The 15,025-nt window shown below is 62.3% G+C and carries 11 protein-coding genes; 6 read left to right on the top strand and 5 right to left on the bottom strand.

Translation table 11 applies throughout. The annotated features are described in order from the left end of the window. Positions 1-8: 8 nt before the first annotated feature. The 5 genes from parE to KVQ82_RS27830 all read left to right on the top strand — a co-directional run bounded on the left by parE (position 9) and on the right by KVQ82_RS27830 (position 6,595). On the top strand, positions 9-1,916 hold the full coding sequence (gene parE, locus KVQ82_RS27850) for a DNA topoisomerase IV subunit B (protein ID WP_047290962.1): 1,908 nt from the start codon (positions 9-11) through the stop codon (positions 1,914-1,916). After that, on the top strand, positions 1,916-2,905 hold the full coding sequence (locus tag KVQ82_RS27845) for an esterase-like activity of phytase family protein (RefSeq protein WP_222017010.1): 990 nt from the start codon (positions 1,916-1,918) through the stop codon (positions 2,903-2,905). Before parE ends, KVQ82_RS27845 begins: the two co-directional genes overlap by 1 nt. Then, on the top strand, positions 2,902-3,426 hold the full coding sequence (locus tag KVQ82_RS27840) for a TIGR02281 family clan AA aspartic protease (protein WP_041065757.1): 525 nt from the start codon (positions 2,902-2,904) through the stop codon (positions 3,424-3,426). Before KVQ82_RS27845 ends, KVQ82_RS27840 begins: the two co-directional genes overlap by 4 nt. A 7-nt stretch (positions 3,427-3,433) precedes the next feature. Beyond that, positions 3,434-5,698, top strand: coding sequence for a DNA topoisomerase IV subunit A (gene parC / locus KVQ82_RS27835; protein WP_003221074.1), 2,265 nt, complete (start codon positions 3,434-3,436; stop codon positions 5,696-5,698). 186 nt (positions 5,699-5,884) lie between these two features. Further along, the gene (locus tag KVQ82_RS27830; protein WP_041065754.1) at positions 5,885-6,595 is read left to right on the top strand and encodes a membrane integrity-associated transporter subunit PqiC; all 711 of its coding nucleotides are present in this window, start codon (positions 5,885-5,887) and stop codon (positions 6,593-6,595) included. 251 nt (positions 6,596-6,846) lie between these two features. Here the strand turns inward: KVQ82_RS27830 and KVQ82_RS27825 are convergent, their stop codons facing one another. Next, positions 6,847-8,361: an AhpA/YtjB family protein gene (locus KVQ82_RS27825; RefSeq protein WP_222017007.1), complete on the bottom strand. Its 1,515-nt coding sequence runs from the start codon at positions 8,359-8,361 to the stop codon at positions 6,847-6,849. Positions 8,362-8,495: 134 nt separating this feature from the next. Between KVQ82_RS27825 and serB the strand changes: the two genes are divergently transcribed. Beyond that, positions 8,496-9,710: a phosphoserine phosphatase SerB gene (gene serB, locus KVQ82_RS27820; RefSeq protein WP_007967407.1), complete on the top strand. Its 1,215-nt coding sequence runs from the start codon at positions 8,496-8,498 to the stop codon at positions 9,708-9,710. A gap of 135 nt (positions 9,711-9,845) precedes the next feature. Here serB and KVQ82_RS27815 read toward each other — a convergent pair whose 3' ends face one another. The 4 genes from KVQ82_RS27815 to KVQ82_RS27800 form a co-directional block, all read right to left on the bottom strand. Beyond that, positions 9,846-11,600 (bottom strand): molecular chaperone, encoded by a 1,755-nt coding sequence (locus KVQ82_RS27815; protein ID WP_222017005.1) that lies wholly within the window; start codon positions 11,598-11,600, stop codon positions 9,846-9,848. 142 nt (positions 11,601-11,742) lie between these two features. Beyond that, positions 11,743-12,603: an archaetidylserine decarboxylase gene (gene asd / locus KVQ82_RS27810; protein ID WP_145596087.1), complete on the bottom strand. Its 861-nt coding sequence runs from the start codon at positions 12,601-12,603 to the stop codon at positions 11,743-11,745. After that, positions 12,603-13,436: a thiosulfate sulfurtransferase gene (gene rhdA / locus KVQ82_RS27805; RefSeq protein WP_047290968.1), complete on the bottom strand. Its 834-nt coding sequence runs from the start codon at positions 13,434-13,436 to the stop codon at positions 12,603-12,605. The genes asd and rhdA overlap by 1 nt, the downstream gene beginning before the upstream one ends. 42 nt (positions 13,437-13,478) lie before the next feature. Continuing rightward, positions 13,479-15,017 carry an HDOD domain-containing protein gene (locus KVQ82_RS27800; RefSeq protein WP_222017004.1) on the bottom strand — a complete coding sequence of 513 codons (1,539 nt, stop codon included), beginning with the start codon at positions 15,015-15,017 and terminating at the stop codon, positions 13,479-13,481. Between the last annotated feature and the right edge of the window lie 8 nt (positions 15,018-15,025).

The following is a 15,025-nucleotide window of genomic DNA, read 5'->3' as shown; positions in this document are numbered from 1 at the left end:
GAGACCCTATGGCCACTCCCAGCGCTAGCTCTTATAACGCCGACGCCATCGAAGTCCTCTCGGGCCTCGACCCGGTGCGCAAACGCCCCGGCATGTACACCGACACCAGTCGGCCGAACCACCTCGCCCAGGAAGTCATCGACAACAGTGTCGACGAAGCCCTGGCCGGCCACGCCAAATCGGTGCAGGTGATTCTGCACGCCGACCACTCGCTGGAAGTCAGTGACGACGGACGCGGCATGCCGGTCGACATTCACCCGGAAGAGGGTGTGTCGGGTGTCGAGCTGATCCTCACCAAGCTGCATGCGGGCGGCAAGTTTTCCAACAAGAACTACCAGTTCTCCGGCGGTCTGCACGGGGTGGGTATTTCCGTGGTCAACGCCTTGTCGTCCGAAGTCCGGGTACGGGTGAAGCGTGACGGCAACGAATACCAGATGACTTTCAAGGATGGCTTCAAGGCCACCGAACTGGAAATCGTCGGTACCGTCGGCAAGCGCAACACCGGCACCAGCGTGTACTTCGCGCCGGATCCGAAATATTTCGATTCACCGAAATTCTCCATCAGCCGCCTCAAACACGTACTCAAGGCCAAGGCTGTGCTGTGCCCGGGCCTGCTGGTCAGCTTCGAAGACAAAGGCACCGGCGAGAAAGTCGAGTGGCATTACGAAGACGGCCTGCGCTCCTATCTGGTGGACGCGGTCAGCGAATTCGAACGCCTGCCGGACGAGCCGTTCTGCGGCAGCCTGGCCGGTAATAAAGAAGCGGTGGACTGGGCGCTGCTGTGGCTGCCGGAAGGTGGCGACGCGGTGCAGGAAAGCTACGTCAACCTGATCCCGACGGCGCAGGGCGGCACTCACGTCAACGGTTTGCGTCAGGGCCTGCTCGACGCGATGCGCGAGTTCTGCGAATTCCGCAGCCTGCTGCCACGCGGCGTGAAGCTGGCGCCGGAAGACGTCTGGGAACGCATCGCTTTCGTGCTGTCGATGAAGATGCAGGAACCGCAATTCTCCGGCCAGACCAAAGAGCGTCTGTCGTCCCGTGAAGCGGCGGCGTTCGTTTCCGGCGTGGTCAAGGACGCTTTCAGCCTGTGGCTCAACGCCAATCCGGAAACCGGTCTGGCGCTGGCCGAACTGGCGATCAACAACGCCGGTCGTCGCCTCAAGGCGAGCAAGAAAGTCGAGCGCAAGCGCGTCACCCAGGGCCCTGCGCTGCCGGGCAAACTGGCCGACTGCGCGGGTCAGGATCCGATGCGCTCCGAGCTGTTCCTGGTCGAAGGTGATTCCGCCGGCGGTTCCGCCAAGCAAGCGCGGGACAAGGAATTCCAGGCGATCCTGCCGTTGCGCGGCAAGATCCTCAATACCTGGGAAGTCGACGGCAGCGAAGTGCTGGCGAGCCAGGAAGTGCACAACATTGCCGTGGCCATCGGTGTCGATCCGGGCGCCACGGACATGAGCCAGCTGCGCTACGGCAAGATCTGCATCCTCGCCGACGCCGACTCCGACGGTCTGCACATCGCCACGCTGCTGTGTGCGCTGTTTGTCCAGCATTTCCGCCCGCTGGTGGATGCCGGGCACGTCTACGTGGCGATGCCGCCGCTGTACCGCATCGACCTCGGCAAAGAGATCTACTACGCCCTCGACGAAGCCGAGCGCGACGGGATTCTCGACCGTCTGGTGGCCGAGAAGAAACGCGGCAAGCCGCAGGTCACCCGATTCAAAGGCCTGGGTGAAATGAACCCGCCGCAGCTGCGCGAAACCACCATGGACCCGAACACCCGGCGTCTGGTGCAGCTGACACTGGGCGACGATTTTGCCCAAACCTCGGAAATGATGGACATGCTGCTGGCGAAGAAACGCGCCGGTGACCGCAAGACCTGGCTCGAATCCAAGGGCAACCTCGCCGAGGTGCTGGCCTGATGCGGTTTGGCTGGGCCTTGGCGGGTGCCTTGCTGCTGAGTGCGATGAGCGTGTCGGCCGAACCGCTGCAGGAGCTGCGCGTGCTCTCTGAACACCCGGTCGACGGCATGCGCGGCGGCAACCTGTCGGGGCTGGCCATGTGTGGCAGCGAGTTGTGGGCGGTGTCGGACCGTGATGACGATCAGATCTACCGACTCAATACCGCCGATCAGGCCTGGCAGGCCGAAGCCTTGCACATCGACGTGCCGCCAGTGCCGGAGACCGGTTTGCCGTGGGGGTTGCGCTCGCGCAATTGGGCCGCGTCGTTCGTGCGCGGTGGCGACCTGGATTTCGAAGGCATCAGTTGCGACAGCACTGGCAATCGCTACATTGTCAGCGAGGGGCACGCGGCGGTCCTGCAAGTGCCCGTCAGCGGCCCGGTCAACTGGCTGAAGATCTCGCCGATGATGGTTCGCGAAGCGCGGGCCAGTGGCATGCTCCTGCATTTCAATGCGATCTTCGAAGGTCTGGCGATCAACCCGGCGGGCGATCAGATGTGGCTGGCCGGCGAGCGGCAAAACCGTGGCTTGCTGCTGATCAAGCGTCAGCAGACGGTGTGGGATTGCGACGGTCGTTGCGTGCTGCTCAGCGAGGGCGGCAAGGAGATGCAGCCGCCGCAGTTCCCGCACGCCAAAGCGGTCGACCGCGACTTTTCCGACCTTTCGTTGTTCAACGGCAAATTGTTTACCCTTGAACGCAACGCCTTCCAGATTTGTCGGCGCGATGCGCAGACCGCCAAGGTCGAGCGTTGCTGGTCGTACGCTGCTGAACTGTTGCAGGCCAACCGCCGTTATTCGCAGAACTTCGGGTTGGAAGAGGCGCTGATCGTTGATGCGGAGGGGGCGTGGGTCGGCGTCGACAATAATTTCGGCCCGCGGGCTGACGGTGAGGTTCGGCCGATCGTCTGGCGCTTCGCCGCGCCTGAAGGTGGCTGGAGCGCCAAACCGTGAGTCAGCAACCGCCGGGCAAACGCGCCGGCCGGGTGTTGATGATTCTGGCCTGGTGCGCGGGGCTGTTTCTGGCCACACGGTTTTTCGGCCAGTGGGAAGAGCGTCAGCAGAATCCGAATGTGGTGGTCACGTCCGAGCAGCATGACGGCGTGGTCGAAGTAAAACTGGCGGGCAATGCCCAAGGGCATTTCGTCGCCAGTGGCCAGATCAACGGTGAGCCGGTGGAGTTCATGCTCGATACCGGCGCCACCGATGTGGCGATCCCGGCGGATCTGGCCAAACGCTTGAAACTGGAAGAAGGTTTCGGTGTGACCCTGAGCACGGCCAACGGCCTGAGCCAGGGCTACCGGACAAAGATCGAGCGCCTGCAGCTGGGCGACATCGTGCTGCGGGACGTCCGCGCACTGGTGGCGCCGGGGCTGCATGGCGATCAGGTGCTGCTCGGCATGAGCGCCCTGAACAAACTTGAATTCACCCAGCGCGGTGGCACCATGCTGCTGCGCCAGACAACGAACCGATGAGGCCCGCATGAGCGACTCCCTTGATCTCAGCCTGGACGGTGTAGAACGCCGCTCGCTGGCTGACTTCACCGAAAATGCCTACCTCAACTACTCCATGTACGTGATCATGGACCGTGCCCTGCCGCATATCGGCGACGGTCTGAAACCGGTACAGCGGCGTATCGTCTACGCCATGAGCGAGCTGGGGCTGGACGCCGATTCCAAGCACAAGAAATCGGCGCGTACCGTCGGTGACGTGCTCGGCAAGTTCCACCCGCACGGCGACTCGGCGTGCTACGAAGCGATGGTGCTGATGGCTCAGCCGTTCAGCTATCGCTACACGCTGGTTGACGGTCAGGGTAACTGGGGTGCGCCGGACGATCCGAAGTCCTTCGCCGCCATGCGTTATACCGAAGCGCGTCTGTCGCGCTATTCCGAAGTGCTGCTCAGCGAGTTGGGCCAGGGCACGGCCGACTGGGGGCCGAACTTCGACGGCACCTTGCAGGAACCCTTGGTGCTGCCGGCACGTTTGCCGAACATCCTGCTCAACGGCACCACCGGCATTGCTGTCGGCATGGCCACCGACGTACCGCCGCACAACCTGCGCGAAGTCGCTACCGCTTGCGTGCGCCTGCTCGATGAGCCGAAAGCCACGGTCGAACAGCTCTGCGAACACATTCAAGGCCCGGACTATCCGACCGAAGCGGAAATCATCACCCCGCGCGCCGACCTGCTGAAAATGTACGAAACCGGCAAGGGCTCGGTGCGCATGCGCGCCGTGTACCACGTCGAGGACGGCGACATCATCGTCACCGCGCTGCCGCATCAGGTCTCCGGGGCCAAGGTGCTGGAGCAGATCGCCGCGCTGATGCAGGCCAAGCCGTCGAAAGCGCCGCAGATCGCCGACCTGCGTGACGAATCCGACCACGAAAACCCGTGCCGCATCGTGATCATTCCGGTCAACAGCCGCGTCGATCACGAAGCGCTGATGCAGCACCTGTTCGCCAGTACCGAGCTGGAATCGACCTACCGGGTCAACGTCAACATCATCGGTCTGGATGGCAAGCCGCAGCTGAAGAACCTGCGCGCATTGCTGGTCGAATGGCTGGAATTCCGCGTACTGACGGTGCGTCGTCGCCTGCAATTCCGCCTCGACAAGGTCGAGCGCCGCCTGCACCTGTTGGACGGTTTGTTGATCGCTTACCTCAATCTGGATGAAGTGATCCACATCATCCGCACCGAGGAGCATCCGAAAGCCAAGCTGATCGAGCGCTTCGCCCTCAGCGAAATCCAGGCCGACTACATCCTCGACACCCGGCTGCGGCAGTTGGCGCGCCTGGAAGAGATGAAGCTGCGCGACGAGCAGGACGAACTGCTCAAGGAACAGGCCAAGCTGCAAGCCTTGCTGGGCAGCGAAGCCAAGCTGAAGAAGCTGGTGCGTACCGAGCTGCTGAAAGACGCTGAAACCTACGGTGATGATCGTCGTTCGCCGATCGTCGAGCGTGCCGAAGCCAAGGCGCTGACCGAACACGATCTGCTGCCGAACGAGAAGGTCACCGTCGTGCTGTCCGAGAAGGGCTGGATCCGCTCGGCCAAGGGTCACGACATCGACGCCACCGGCCTGTCGTACAAGGCTGGCGATGGCTTCAAGACCTCGGCGGCGGGGCGCTCCAACCAGTTTGCGGTGTTTATCGATTCTACCGGCCGCAGTTATTCGGTGGCCGCGCACACCTTGCCGTCGGCTCGAGGCCAGGGGGAGCCGTTGACCGGTCGTCTGACCCCGCCGCCCGGCGCCACGTTCGAATGCGTGCTGATGCCCGAAGACGATGCGTTGTACGTGATCGCCTCCGATGCCGGTTACGGTTTCGTAGTCAAGGGTGAAGACCTGCAAGCCAAAAACAAGGCCGGTAAAGCCCTGTTGAGCCTGCCGAACAACGCCAAAGTCATCGCGCCGCGCCCAGTGGCCGATCGTGAGCAGAACTGGCTGGCCTCGGTCACGACCGAAGGTCGCCTGCTGATCTTCAAAATCAGCGATCTGCCACAATTAGGGAAGGGCAAAGGCAACAAGATCATCGGTATTTCCGGTGAGCGTGTGGCCAGTCGCGAAGAATACGTCACGGACATCGCCGTACTTCCGGAAGGCGCTACCTTGGTGCTGCAGGCCGGAAAACGGACCCTGTCGCTGAAGGCCGACGATCTCGAACACTATAAAGGTGAGCGTGGACGTCGCGGGAATAAACTCCCGAGGGGCTTTCAGCGGGTGGATGCGCTGCTCGTCGAAAACCTCAATTAGGCGAAAACGCCCCTCTAGAGGCGTCGAACTACGATTTAACGCGTAGATCGACGCTTTGGCGCTGGAGTCGGAACGCATATTCACGGATGATATGGCCTTTCCAAGCGCCGGCGTGGCCGAGCGTTCTTCATATTTATTGAGTATTTTCACTGTGGTCAGCCTTGTGGCGGCCACCTGGACGGGATGATGACTGCTCTGCGCCCTCTTATTTTCCTGCTCGCTGGCGTTTTGGGCCTGGCGGGCTGCAGCGTTCACCAGCCGGTGTCGCTGTATCAACTGGACAGCGGAAGTCCGGTTCAGCCTGCGCAAAGCGCTGGCATGGCGGTTTTGTTGGGCCCGATCGTCGTGGCCGATTACCTGCAACGAGAAACCCTGCTGCAGCGCCAGCCCGACGGCAGCCTGCAAGCCTCGACCGATGGTCGCTGGGCGGGCAGCCTTTCGTCGGATATCGATCAATTGCTGATGCGACAGGTGGCGGGTCATCTGGACAGCCAGCGTGTGGTGCTGGCACCCGCAACGTTGGGCTTCACGCCGGATGTGCAGGTATTGCTGACCATCACGCGACTGGATTCCGGTCAGAAACAACCGGCGATCCTCGATGCGCAATGGCGTCTGATCGACCGTCGTGGGCAGGTACGCGATAACCGCATCGTTCATCTGCAAGAGTTGCATGCCGGGACCACGGCTTCGCAGGTGCAAGCACAGGGGATTCTGCTGCAGCGTCTGGCCGAGCAGTTGTCGGTGGCGCTCAAGCCATTGGCCAACCAGCCGCCGGTGGCCGAAGCACCGCGTAAGGCAGCGCCTAAACCGGCAGCGCCGGCGGCGGATGCCGAGAAACAGCCAAAGATCCCGATGGCCTCGCCGATTCGTACCGATATGGAAGTGTTCCGCTTCTAAGGCTGCATCAGCGTCAAACCAGAGCCCGCCTTGTGCGGGCTTTGTTGTGTCTGGGGGCTGGAGATCTTTGCCGTCAGTGCGCGCGAAGAGGCCCGGACAGACGCCAAAAGATCGCAGCCTGCGGCAGCTCCTACAGAGATTTACGCCAATCCACTGTAGGAGCTGCCGAAGGCTGCGATCTTTTCAACAGGCAACAAAAAAGCCCGCAGACAATCACTTGTCTGCGGGCTTCTGTGCATCAGGCCTGAAGCTTACGCCCGGCGCTCATGCATCCGCGCCAGTTGCCGCTCGAGCATCGACGGATAAGGCTCCATCAAGCGCTCCACACAGCAAGCCCCCTCAGGGCTGGCGATCGGACGGATCCGCGCACGCTGGCGAATCAGCCCGTCGTCACCGATCTTGCGCTCGACCAGCAGCAGGTTGCGGCTGTGCTGCGACAGAGCCAGGGCATCCTGGGCCGAGTCGGTCAGCAGCAAGTCGATCTGGCTCAGACCGAACAGGTCTTCACCCAGGGTCAGGCCCAGCTGCAATTGCAAGGTGATACCGCTGTCGGCGACTTCGATCTGCAATTGATGGCCCAGCGCCCGCAGCAATTCACCGCAGCAGATCGCATTGGTCAGGTAGTCGTCACCGCTGTCTTCGGTGTGGAACAGCATCAGCGTGCTGCCGTCGTTCAGGGTTTCGATCTCGCCCTGATACAGCGAAGCGGCCTGATCGAGGCAATCGCGATAGCGCTCCAGCAACTCTTCCAGACGGGCACGCGGCAGGCGCCGCAGTTGTTCCTGCGAGCCCAGTTGCACGGCCAGTACCGCGCTGTGCTGGGGCACACTAGGCGTGGCCTTGCGCGTGATCGGTTGCGGCGCTGCATCCAGCGATTCGTCGCGCAGGTCAGCAAAAGCGTCGTCGTCTTCATCGTCTTCAACGGTGCTGACCACATGGCGCGGTGCAGGTTTTTGCGCAGCCATCGGGCGGGTTTCGTCAAAGCTCGGGTCGCGCAGGTTGCGCACTTCGAACTCTGGCTCATCCTCGTCTTCGAACTCGGGTTCCGGCTCGGGCTCGGGTTTGGGCGCAGGCTCTGGGGCGAAGTTGGCGTGCAGCTGACGCGCCAGATCGCCGATCTCGTCCTGACGGTCGGTACCCGGAGTGTATTCGTCGATGTTGCGCAGCCAGACGCGCAATTGCAGCAGGGGCGTCGACAGATAGCGGCCCATGCGCAGACTCAGGGCCAGCGACAGCGCCAACAGGATCGCACTGAGAATGCCCATGCTCTGCAGGCTGATGGTCATCGGCTGCTGGAACTGATCCATGTCCAGGCTGATGCGCAGTTGCCCGGCAGTCACGTCTTGGAAGGTGATCTTGCTCTCGTACATGCCCTCGGCTTCGCCCAGCAGGCTGTGCTTGGGGCGCTGACCGGATTCGGCGAGGATGCGGTTGTCCACGCTATAGATAGCGGCGTGTGCCACCAGCTTGTTCTTGGTCAGGTTGTTGAGCAGCACGTTGAGGCTGAGGATGTCGTTGGACACCAACAGTTCAGTGGCGGAGGTGGCAGTCTGCGTGGTCAGGCTTTCGCCCAGCGCATCGGCCTGCTCGTGCATGGCCTGCTTGAACTGCAAGCCCATCACCCCGGCATAGATCACCAGGGCCAGAGCGACCAGGATCACGTTATGGCTGGCAATGCGCAATGCAATCGGCACACGGCGATGACGCAGTGCACGGAAGATCAGCAGGAAGAAGTTATCGGTTTTAACTGGCGTGGGCCGGTTCACTGAGCTCGGCTCTTTTGTCCGTGAAGTTGACGCGCAGTATAGCGACAGGCCCTAGACCGGCAAAGCGCTCGCGGTGCCCGATGGTCACTGAAAGTGGGTAGAATGCGGTTTTTTTCCAGTTGCGGGGGTGCGCGTTGCGCGAAATCGTCCTGATTAACATCACGGGAGTCGACCGTCCGGGTCTGACTGCGGCCATTACTGGCGTTCTGGCACAAGGTGGTGTGAACATTCTCGACATTGGTCAGGCGGTGATCCACGACACCCTGTCGTTCGGCATCCTGGTCGAGATTCCCGATTCCGAGCAAGGCAAAGCCGTGCTCAAGGACATCCTGTTCAAGGGCTACGAGCTCGACCAGCAGGTGCGTTTCACCCCGGTGTCCGAAGAGGACTACCAGCAATGGGTGGGCAATCAGGGCAAGAAACGCCACATCGTCACCCTGTTGACCCGCAAAGTGACCGCCGGCCAATTGCAGGCGGTCAGCTCGATCACCGCCAAATATGGCTTGAATATCGACCATATCGACCGTCTGTCGGGTCGCATGCCGCTGGACACGCCGGCGGACAAGGGCAAGGGCTGCATCGAGTTCTCTGTGCGTGGCGAAGCGGCTGATCCGCAGGCGCTGCGCGCCGAATTCCTCAGCGTCGCGCAGGAGCTGAACGTCGACATCGCCTTTCAGGAAGACTCGCTGTTCCGGCGCAACCGGCGTCTGGCGGTGTTCGACATGGACTCGACCCTGATCGAAGCCGAAGTCATCGACGAACTGGCCAAGGCCGCCGGTGTCGGCGAGCAAGTCTCGGCCATTACCGAGCGGGCGATGGCGGGCGAACTGGACTTCCGCGCCAGCTTCAAGGAGCGCCTGGCGTTGCTCAAAGGCCTGGATGTCAGCGTACTGGATTCGATCGGCGCCTCGCTGCGCCTGACTGAAGGTGCCGAAACCCTGTTCGCCGAACTCAAGCGTCTGGGCTACAAGACCGCGATCCTGTCCGGCGGCTTCACGTACTTCGCCAAACAGTTGCAGGCCAAACTTGGCATCGACTACGTGTTCGCCAACGAACTGGAAGTGGTCGACGGCAAGTGCACCGGCGTGGCGATCGAACCGATTGTCGATGCCCAGCGCAAGGCGGATCTGCTGAAGGAACTGGCGCACAAGGAAGGCTTGCGTCTGGAGCAGACCATCGCCGTCGGCGACGGTGCGAATGACCTGCCGATGCTGGCGATTGCCGGTCTGGGTGTGGCATTCCGCGCCAAGCCGCTGGTCAAGCAGTCGGCCAAACAGGCGATCTCCACGCTGGGGCTGGATGGCGTGCTGTATCTGCTGGGCTTTCGCGATCGCGACGGGCAGCTCTGAGCCTGAGGCGGCCTCTGTGGCGAGGGAGCTTGCTCCCGCTGGGGCGCGAAGCGGCCCTGCTCTTTGACTCAAAAGAGTGGGACTGCTGCGCAGTCCAGCGGGAGCAAGCTCCCTCGCCACAGTTTCTTTAAAGCTTTAAAGCGATTTCCACAACGAGTCGAAATCCTCCTCGCCCCCGCCATTGCGTGCGGCTTCCAGCGTGCGATAGGCAAACTGATTGAAACTGTGTGTGCTCGCCACCCGTCGATCCAGCCCGGCGCGGTGTTCTTCGCCATGGGTGTTGATCAGCACTTTATTGCCTTCCTGAAACGGCAGGCGCGGGGCCAGCAAGGTCGCGGGCAAGTCGATGGCACTGATCTCGGGCAGCAGCAGGCCTCGCAAGTAGTGGCTGTGATCGTCCCGCGAACGCACCAGTTGCAAACCGCAGGGCTCGGCGTGCGGCGCCACCAGCTCAAGGCCCATTTGCGGTCCGCCACCGCGTACCTGACGAATCCAGCGCACCACCGCAATGCTCCAGCCTTGATTCGAACTGTCCTGAATCCCGACCATCTCCCCGGCCTGCAACTCGGCGGGCACCTCGTTCGGCCAGCCCAGGCAATAACCTCCGGGGCTATGGTTGATCACCGGCAAGGTGTAAGTCGGGTAGTGCGGAGTGTGGTCGGCTGTGCTGTCGTCTTCGCCGATATGGTCGTACTGAATCTCTTCGTACGGCAGAAATTCCTCAGCGCTGTTTTGCGGGGCGGCGTCGAACGCCTGGCTCCAACTGTCTTTTTCGCCCTTGGCCACGGCGCGGCTGAAGTTCGCTGCACGGGCACCGGGATGCTTGAGCAGCTCGCTGAAGGTACGTTCGCCGCCCAAGTAGAAGTGCAGGGCGCTCATGCCGACGCACACGGTCAGGTTGCCCTGGCCGGGGGTGCGCTGAAAACTGCGCTCGGCGGTCTGGCCCCAACTGGCGTGCAGATGCTGCAGGGTGTCGAGGCTCAGTCCCGACGGGACGGGCAGTGGCGTCGATGTTTCCTGATGCAGTAAATGCGCTTCGATGACATTCACCAGCGGCTGCGGATTGACGCCGAGCAGGGTGCCCTGTTGTTCCTTGCGAAACATGCTGCGGTAGCGCGGGCCGGTGTCCAGATCGGCGCAGATGGCGAACAGCCCGTCGTCCGGGCTGCCGGGATGCAGTCTGAGCAGGGCGCTCCACGGCTCCAGCACCTCAGCCAGTCGGGCGATCTGGTTCTGCCGCAGTTGGTTGCAACGAGCGCTGCCCAGCAGCAGCGCGGCGATGTAGGTCTGCTCCAGGCTCAGCTCGGTGGTCAGGCTCGCCAGGTCGTCGTGCACCCGACGCTGTTGCAGTTGCAAGCCGCAGGCGCAGCGATACAACTGATGCAGCTCGAACCACAGTTGTTCCGGCGCCGGGCTATACAGCTGCGCGGCGCGCAGCAGTTGTCCCTTGAGCGCATGCGCAGCGCGTTGCAGGGCCTGACTGACCAGCGCCGCACGATCCTTGTGGTACTTGGGCACGATGCGCAGCACGATCTGTTTGTAACCGATGGCCAACTGACTTTGCAGTGCCTGACACAGGTTGCTGATCTTGCGCGAACGGTCATCGAGCATGATCGCCTGATGCAGGAAGTGCCGTTCCAGATGCTGGCAGACGAAATACACCTCGGGACGCAGCAGCTCCAGCAGTTGCAGGCGATTGTCACTCGGGGTCAGCAATTGATTGAGTTCGCCCAGGCCTTGGTACAACTGGCGGGCGGTTTCGCCGATGTTGGCCTTGGGCAGGCCGGCGATCCAGCGCTTGAGGTCGCGCGGGGTGGCTTCGCAGAACGACAGGCGCGACTGCGTGGGAATCGGAGCGCTCAGCAGCGGGGGGGAGATGGTCTGGCTCATGCCAAAAACCATAGCAGCAAATGAGCATGTCGGCCTTCAACCGGTAGGAGCTGCCGCAGGCTGCGATCTTTTGATCCTGGTTTTTAAAAACAAAGTCAAAAGATCGCAGCCTGCGGCAGCTCCTACAGGGGGCGCCGGTGTATCAGGCGTTTGGCAGTGCCAGAGCCTGGCCCATTTGTACTGGCGAACCGGCGACCAACTCTTCAGCCCATTTCACCTGATCCGGGCCAAACAGCACGATCGCGGTCGAACCCAGCTTGAAGCGTCCCAGTTCAGCACCTTTTTCCAGATGAATCGGCGCACGGGCAGCTTCGTCGTAGCGGAAGGTTTTCAGCTCGCGCTTCGGCGGGGTCACCAGGCCGGCCCATACGGTTTCAATCGAAGCGACGATCATCGCACCCACCAGCACCACAGCCATCGGCCCGCGCTCGGTGTCGAAAATGCACGCCACACGTTCGTTGCGGGCGAACAGTTCCGGCACGTTTTCCGCGGTGGTCTGGTTGACCGAGAAAATCCGGCCCGGGATGTAGACCATTTCGCGCAGGGTGCCGGCCAGCGGCATGTGCACGCGGTGATAATCCTTCGGCGACAGGTAAATGGTGGCGAAGTCGCCGCCCATGAACGGTGCGGCATTCGCCGCATCACCGCCGAGCAGTTCCAGCACGCTGAAGCTGTGGCCCTTGGCCTGGAACACGCGACCGTGTTCGATCGGGCCGAGCTGGCTGACCGCACCGTCGGCCGGGCTGAGGATCGCGCCCGGGGTCTGGTCCAGTGGCCGCGCGCCGTCTTTCAGGGCACGGGTGAAGAAGGCGTTGAAGTGCTCGTAGGCGGTCAGGTCTTCGACCAGCGCTTGCGACATGTCCACCTGATAACGCTTGGCGAACCACTGGGTGAAGGCATTCTTGAACCAGCGCACGCGGCACTCGGCGACGCAGCCGGCCAGACGCGACAGCAGGTGATGAGGCAGCAAGTACTGGCTGAGGATAAACAGACGCTCTTTCATTAGTTGTCCTTAGAACCTTGAATCTCGACAGGCGTATCAGGGTGGTTGCCCCATTCGCCCCAGGAACCGGCGTAGCCCTTGACCCGCGGATAACCGAGGGACTTGGCCACCAGATAAGTGAAGCCCGACCGGTGATGGGTCTGGCAGTGGGTAATGATTTCTTTGTCCTTGGTGATCCCGAGGTCTTCGAGGATCTGCGGCATGTCCGTGCGGATCCGCAGCTGACGCGCCTTGTCCATGCCGGCGGTCCACTCGAAGTTCACGGCGCCGGGGATGTGTCCGCCCTTGGCGGCCAGCACCTTCTCGCCGGAATATTCCAGTGGCCCACGGGCATCCCAGATCGCCAGGTCGGCGGCGCCGAGACGGCTTTGCAGGTATTCGCGGGTGGCGGTCGGCCCTTCGTGCAGGGTCAGCGCCACCGGGCCGCCCACCGCAGGCGGCACCTGGATCGACATCGGCATGCCCGCTTCCAGCCACGCTGGGAGACCGCCGTCGACATAGTGGTATTTGTCGTGACCGATCACATCCAGGAGCCAGATGAAACGTCCGGCCCAACCGCCGCCCTCGTCGTCGTAGACCACGTAGACCGCATCCTGGCGATGCCCCAGCTCACCGAACAACGCCTCCAGATCGGCTTTGGCCGGCAGCAGCCCCGGCGCCGGCGGCTGGCCGAGCTGGGTGCGTTTCGGGTCGACAAAGCGTGCGCCGGGAAGATGACCTTCGGCATAACGGGCAGGGCTGGTCAGATCCACCAGAATCAGTTCAGGGGAATCGAGACGCGGGAGCAGGTCGCTCGGCTCGATGACGAGCGGCAAGCCAGAGAAGTCAGACATGTGAGGTCTCCAGAGCACAAAGGGGGGGATTGTAGCGCAGCCTCATCGGCCACGGCTGCTAAAGCTGTGCAGTGCTTTCTCGATGCATTGTGCAGTTTTGCCGAATGCCTGCACGGTGATGTCGGCGAACGGCCCGCCGCCCTGATCGGCCACGACGATCATGATCACCCGGCCGTTATTGACCAGTGAGCGCAGGAACAGGTGCTCGCCACGGAACAGCGAACGCAGGCCCGGCGGCAACAATACGGAAAACTGTGCGTTGTTCTCGGGGTTGATCCGTACTTGTGCCTGCTGCGCGAGTAACCGTTGCAGGACTTTGCTCTGACTGACGACAAAATTCAGCGCGGCGGCTTCCTTCGGCAAACCGAAGGTCTGGTGTACGCGCAGATTGGACTGCGTGCGGTCGGCCATCAGAATCATCACCCGACGCATGCCGCTGGCGACCAGCGCATCGCGCGCGGCGACGGTCAGGCTCATGGCGTTGGTGAAGCGGCTCGGCTCGGCCAGCAGTTCGGCGCATTGTCGGCGCCATTGCGTCAGGTCCTCGGCATTCGGCGCGGCCGCTGGCAGCATCCCGGCCGGCAAACGATGGGTACCCCACGGCCACAATAATGAAACGGCCGGGTGCCACAGATCGGGCATGGCATGCTGGCGCGCACTGTTGGCGGCTTGCTGGTGCAACTGCTGCTGCACTTCATCCATCGAGATTTGCAGATAAAGGCTGGTCAGGTACTGCCAGCGCTCGCTGTGCGGACTGTCCCAGGCCTGTTGCGCCGAGAGCGCCAGACCGTTGGCCAGCAATACGGTGTTGGCCGGTTGATTGAGCCAGCGGCGCAGAGTCGGATCGTCATCGAGGCGATTCTGCTGGCGCAGCGGATGCTCGCTGTCGCGGGCGATACGCAGCACTTTCACCAGTTCGCGCTGTTCGCTGAGCAGCAGTTTATAGCCTTGCTGCACCCAGATCGGCAGGTGCCAGACCTGTACCAGTGCCTCGGCGATCTTCAGCAGGCGTACGCCAAACAGTTGCTTCTCGACCACCAGCGCCGATTCGCCCTTGTGGATCACCCGCAGTTCCCACTCTTCGAGCAACTCGGGAAACGTCAGCGCCAGCGGCCATAACGGCGACAGAAACAACAGGCTGCCCCAATGAATGTCCTGCCACAGGCGCGCGAGGCGACTGGCGAAAAAACCGTTGGCCTGTTGTGTGGCGTGCTGGCTGATCATTTGCAGTTGGCGCAGGGCCTTGGGGATCTGCAGCTGCGGTTCGACCGGCAGGCGCGCGAGCAATTCTTCGGTACGCGCCAGGCCCAGACGGTTGATCGCCACCTCGAGATTTTCTGCCGGTGCGGCCAGGGTGCCGTGGGTGTGACGATTCGCCTCACGGATGATGCTCAAGGCCAGTGCCGGGCTGTCCTGCATCAGGTCGGCGATGTCGCGCAGCGAACTGCGGTTGTCACGGATCGCGCGGCACACCTTGTCGTGAGCCTCTTGCGGCACGGGCAGCCGGACGCTGTCGAGCAGCTTGACCCAGCCTTCGAGGGTGGTCGGTTTTACGTGTGGGACGTTCGTTTCATTAGCCATGTCTGGAC

It is taken from the genome of Pseudomonas sp. AO-1 (genome assembly GCF_019775695.1).
GTDB classification, from domain to species: domain Bacteria; phylum Pseudomonadota; class Gammaproteobacteria; order Pseudomonadales; family Pseudomonadaceae; genus Aquipseudomonas; species Aquipseudomonas parakoreensis.
The sequence above is the reverse complement of the archived record's forward strand: the minus strand, read 5'-3'. Positions and strand labels throughout refer to the sequence as shown.